This is a genomic window from Paraburkholderia sp. (genome assembly GCF_036488795.1).
Lineage (GTDB): Bacteria > Pseudomonadota > Gammaproteobacteria > Burkholderiales > Burkholderiaceae > Paraburkholderia.
Genome location: NZ_DASXHA010000007.1, coordinates 1 through 4,904 on the forward strand (window position 1 = coordinate 1; position 4,904 = coordinate 4,904).

Consider the following 4,904-nt stretch of genomic DNA (forward strand, 5'->3'; position numbering starts at 1 on the left):
TACGCCCGAAGGACCGCTTTTGTGCGTGCGCCCGTACGCGCACACAGACCACTACTGGCAGGTCTACTTCGACACCAACCGCGCGATCGTCGAAACCTTCCGGGAGGCGGGCTATCCGACACCGGAAACGCCGCTGGTACGGCGCGCCGCGAACTAGCGCGTGCCCCCTCATCCCGACCGGCCGGCCTGCCCGAGAGCAGTTCGGTCAGTCCCCCGACTGGGGATCTGTACACAGACAGTCAGCCAACGCGGCGCTCGCCGGACTCACCGCGGCGCGCCGCGAGTTAGCGTGTCCGCCCTCTCACGCCGCCGGACTGCCTGCGCGACCGCGGCCGGGCGGCCCAGCAGGCGCCGCGTTCATCTGATCCACCCGCAGCGCACGCCACGCCCGCCGCGCCCGCCGCCGAGTTAGCGTGCCGTAACACGGCCGCAAAAAAAAGCGCCGCGGAATTCTCGCGGCGCCGTTTTCCTGTCAGCGGGCCCGACCAGATTTACCGGCTACCCGGCTTGGGTTCCGGCTTGCGGAACATCTTCCACAGCGCGCCCAGCACGACCGGCACGATGGCCGCACCCGCGCCAACCAGCACGATCAGGTTCAGATGGTCGCGAATCACGGGAATATTGCCAAACGCTAGCCCGGCAAACACGAGCAAGAGTACCCAGGCCAATGCGCCGACCACGTTGAACAACTGGAAGCGGCGGAAGGTCATCTCCGATGCGCCCGCCACAAACGGCGCGAAAGTTCGCACCACCGGGATGAAACGGGCCAGCACGATCGTCTTGCCGCCGTGCTTCTCATAGAAGTTGTGGGTCTTTTGCAATGCCGCGCGATCGAGGAACCGTTCGAGCAGCGGAATGTGCGAATTGAACACCTTCGGCCCGATCGCCCTGCCGATCAGATAGTTGAGCGTATTGCCGCCGACCGCCGCCACCAGCAGCAGCACGATCAGGGCGCCCAGATTCATCTCTCCGCTTGCGCAGAACGCGCCGCCAATGAACAGCAGCGAATCGCCCGGCAGAAACGGCAGCACCACGAGACCGGTTTCGCAGAAGACGATCAGAAACAGCACCGCGTAGACCCAGGCGCCGTACTGCTGAATGAAAACTCCCAGAAACTTGTCGATGTGCAAAACAAGGTTCGCGAACTGCAGCAGCGTGTCCAAAAGCGTCCTTTATTGAGCAAGTGGCGTGGGCGGCCGGTCTGGCAGGCCGTCAACGCGTGATGAAACGGGCAGGAAATCCGCACCCGAAGGCGGGGAAATTGACCGCGCCATGATACCGAAAGTGCCCGTAAGCGATAAAAAATCTGCGTGCGCAGGCGTACACCCATGCAGCATTAGTCTGCTGCAACGGCGGGACAGGCGCGTGAAAAGGGGTTGATCAACCGGCGCGCGGCGAGTCGCTATAATTTCGCCATGTCCGAATTCTCCGAAACGCCTGTCGACGCCGCCGCACCGGCCGTGGCGCCCGTCCTACGCCCGCTGCGCGCCATCCAGCCCCTGCCCGATCTGCTGATCAGCCAGATCGCCGCCGGCGAGGTGGTCGAGCGGCCGGCCTCGGTGGTGAAGGAACTGCTCGAGAACGCGCTCGACGCCGGCGCGCAGACGCTGCGCATTCTGCTCGACGAAGGCGGCGTCAAACGCATCTCCATCACCGACGACGGCTGCGGCATCCCCGAAAGCGAACTCACGCTCGCGCTGATGCGCCACGCTACCAGCAAGATCCGCTCGCTCGCCGAGCTCGAAGCCGTCGGTACGCTCGGATTTCGCGGCGAGGCGCTGGCGTCGATTGCGTCGGTAGCGGAACTGGTCATCACGAGCCGCACGGCCGACGCGCCGCACGCGGTGCGGATCGACGCCCAAACCGGCGTGCTGAGCCCGGCGGCCGGCACGCAGGGCACGACCATCGAAGTGCGCGAACTGTACTTCAACACGCCCGCGCGCCGAAAATTCCTGAAGAGCGAGCAGACCGAACTCGGCCATTGTCTCGAGATGATCCGGCGTGCCGCGCTGGCGCGGCCGGACGTGGCGATTTCGGTCCTGCACAACGGCCGTGCGGTCGAGCACTGGAACGCCACGGAGCCGGCTGTCCGGGTCGCGAAGATTCTCGGCGAAGGCTTTGCCACCGCCCATTTGCCGCTGGACGAATCGGCTGGACCGCTCGCGGTCTATGGCTGTGCCGGCCTGCCGACCGCGAGCCGCGGCCGGGCCGACCAGCAGTATTTCTTCGTCAACGGCCGTTTCGTGCGCGACAAGCTGCTGACCCACGCCGTGCGCGCCGCCTACGAGGACGTACTGCACGGCGACCGTTATCCGTCGTACGTGCTGTTTCTCGATCTGCCGCCCGAGGGCGTGGATGTCAATGTGCATCCCTCGAAGATCGAAGTGCGTTTCCGCGATTCGCGCTCCATTCACCAGTTCGTGTTCCACGCGGTGCAACGGGCACTGGCGCGGCATGCGGGCGCTTCGCCGGAAACCACCGCAGGGGGGCACGCGGCGCATCTCGAACCAGTCGCGGGAAGTCCGGCGTCGTTCGGAACGACCCCGCCTGAGGGCTTCGGGAACGGCGGCGGTACTTCGGCGGGCGGCAGCTCGTTCAGCGGTACGGGCGGGGCTTCATTCGGCAGCAGCGGCGGCAATGCGGGCGGTTTTGGCGCACAGGCCGGCAACACGTGGCTGCGCCAGGCACGCATGACGCAAGGCACGCTGCCGGTCGCGCAACCGCTTGCGCTTTACGACGCGCTGTTCGGCCGCAAGGACGCCGGCGCCGGCACGGCGCAGGGCACGACGCTGTTCGAAGCGCGCGATTCTGGCGCCGGTGCGCCGTCGTTGTTCGCGCCGCCCGCCTCCGCAAGCCCCGCTTTCGACGCCAACGACGAGCAACCGCTCGGCTTCGCGCTGGGCCAGATTCACGGCATTTACGTGCTGGCGCAGAACGCGCAGGGGCTGGTGATCGTGGATATGCACGCCGCGCACGAGCGCATCCTGTACGAGCAGTTCAAAAACGCGCTGGCCGATCGCGCGATTGCGGTGCAGCCATTGCTGATTCCGCTGTCTATGCAGGCTGATCCGGTCGAAATTGGCACGGTCGAAGAGGAGCGAGAGACGCTCGATGCGCTGGGTTTCGATCTGGCGGTGTTGTCGCCGACCTCGCTGGCCATCCGCGCGGTGCCGGCGCTCCTGAAGGATGCCGATTTGCAGGCGCTCGCCCGCGCCGTGCTGACCGATCTGCATGCTTACGGCGGCTCGCGGGTGCTGACCGAGCGCCAGCACGAGTTGCTCGGCACGCTGGCCTGCCACCACGCGGTACGCGCGAACCGGCGCCTGACGCTGGACGAAATGAACGCGCTGCTGCGTCAGATGGAGGCGACCGAGCGCGCGGACCAGTGCAATCACGGGCGCCCGACGTGGTATCAGTTGACGCTGTCGGACCTCGACCGCCTGTTCATGCGCGGTCAATGAGCACGCTGGCCCGCACACCGTTGGCCGCCCGGCTCCCGTCGCGTGCACTCCAATCCGGCCATGACGCACCGTAATCCGACGCCGGTTGGCTGCCTGCTCGGCCCGACCGCGTCCGGCAAGACGGCCGCGGCGTTGGCTTTTGCCGCGCGGCATCCGGTCGAGATCATCAGCGTCGACTCGGCGCTGGTGTATCGCGAGATGGATATCGGCACGGCCAAGCCGACGGCCGGGGAACGGGCTCAGGTGCCGCATCACCTGATCGATATCGTCGATCCCGCCGACGCCTACTCCGCTGCCGAATTCCGCACGGACACGCTGCGGCTCGTCGGCGAAATTACGGCGCGGGGGCGGATGCCGTTGCTGGTCGGCGGCACGATGCTGTATTACAAGGCGCTCACCCAGGGTTTGAACGATCTGCCCGCTGCCAATCCCGAGGTACGCGCCGCGCTCGATGCGGACGCGCTACGGGATGGCTGGCCTGCCCTGCATGCGCGGCTTGCGGTCGTGGATGCGGTAACGGCTGCGCGGCTTGCGCCGAACGACTCGCAGCGAATTCAGCGGGCGCTGGAAGTGTTCATGCTGACGGGACAGCCGATGTCGAGCTTGCTGGTCGCGCCTGCCCGTTCAGACGAGGCGTTGCAGCCGTGGCGATTCGTACCGGTGGCGTTGGAGCCTTCGGATCGAAGCGTGCTGCACGAGCGGATCGCGCGACGCTTCGATGCCATGCTGGCGGCGGGTTTTATCGACGAAGTCGAACGCTTGCGCGGACGCGGGGATTTGAATCCTGCGATGCCGTCGATGCGGTGTGTGGGATATCGGCAGGCCTGGGAGTATCTCGATGGCGCGGTTGATTTCGCCACCATGCGGGATAAGGGGGTGTTTGCTACACGGCAGTTGTGTAAGCGGCAGCTGACCTGGCTTAGAGCGATGCCCGAAAGGGTGATCGTGGATTGCTGTGATGCAGATGCAGTGGGAAACGCGATGCGGGCTCTTGAGGGTGTCGGTTTTGAGTGAGGTTTTTGCCTTGCAGGCGGCTTTGGTTTGTTGGGTTTGGTTTGTTGGCGTCGCCCTCTGGCTGTTATCTATGTGGCGTCGACTCCTCCTTGCAGTCTTAGTGGTCTGTTTGCAATGTGCTTTGGATGTTTGCCTACGGCGTTGGCCTCCCCTTGTGTTCTTAGTGGTCTATTTGTTTCGCCGTTTGGCGGTTTGCCTACGGCGTTGGCCTTTCCTTGTGTTCTTAGTGGTCTATTAGCTTCGCCCCTGTGCGGGGCGGCACCTACTTTTCTTTGCCGCCGCAAAGAAAAGTAGGCAAAAGAAAGCGGGCTCAAACCGCCAGCCCATAAGTGTCCATCTCTGTCATGTGCGGGTAACGGTTCAACACGAGATCTGCCCCCGCGCAGCAGCCCTCGTGACACAGCATTCATCCGCTCCAGCGTCCGCTAC

General features: G+C 65.0%; 3 protein-coding genes and 1 pseudogene. 3 read left to right on the top strand and 1 reads right to left on the bottom strand.

Annotation, left to right across the window (positions count from 1 at the left end; translation table 11 throughout):
* Positions 1-157, top strand: a pseudogene (locus VGH41_RS00915) (mechanosensitive ion channel family protein); the annotation flags it as partial.
* Between the two features lie 334 nt (positions 158-491).
* On the opposite strand, the gene VGH41_RS00920 reads toward VGH41_RS00915, so the two are convergent.
* Complete coding sequence (locus VGH41_RS00920) at positions 492-1,163, bottom strand: DedA family protein (protein WP_331595421.1); 672 nt, start codon at positions 1,161-1,163, stop codon at positions 492-494.
* 252 nt (positions 1,164-1,415) lie between these two features.
* Between VGH41_RS00920 and mutL the strand changes: the two genes are divergently transcribed.
* Together mutL and miaA are read left to right on the top strand one after the other, a co-directional pair.
* Entirely contained in the window at positions 1,416-3,461 is a 2,046-nt protein-coding gene (gene mutL / locus VGH41_RS00925) for a DNA mismatch repair endonuclease MutL (protein WP_331595422.1), read from the top strand.
* A gap of 60 nt (positions 3,462-3,521) precedes the next feature.
* Complete coding sequence (miaA, locus tag VGH41_RS00930) at positions 3,522-4,475, top strand: tRNA (adenosine(37)-N6)-dimethylallyltransferase MiaA (protein WP_331595423.1); 954 nt, start codon at positions 3,522-3,524, stop codon at positions 4,473-4,475.
* Positions 4,476-4,904: the final 429 nt, after the last annotated feature.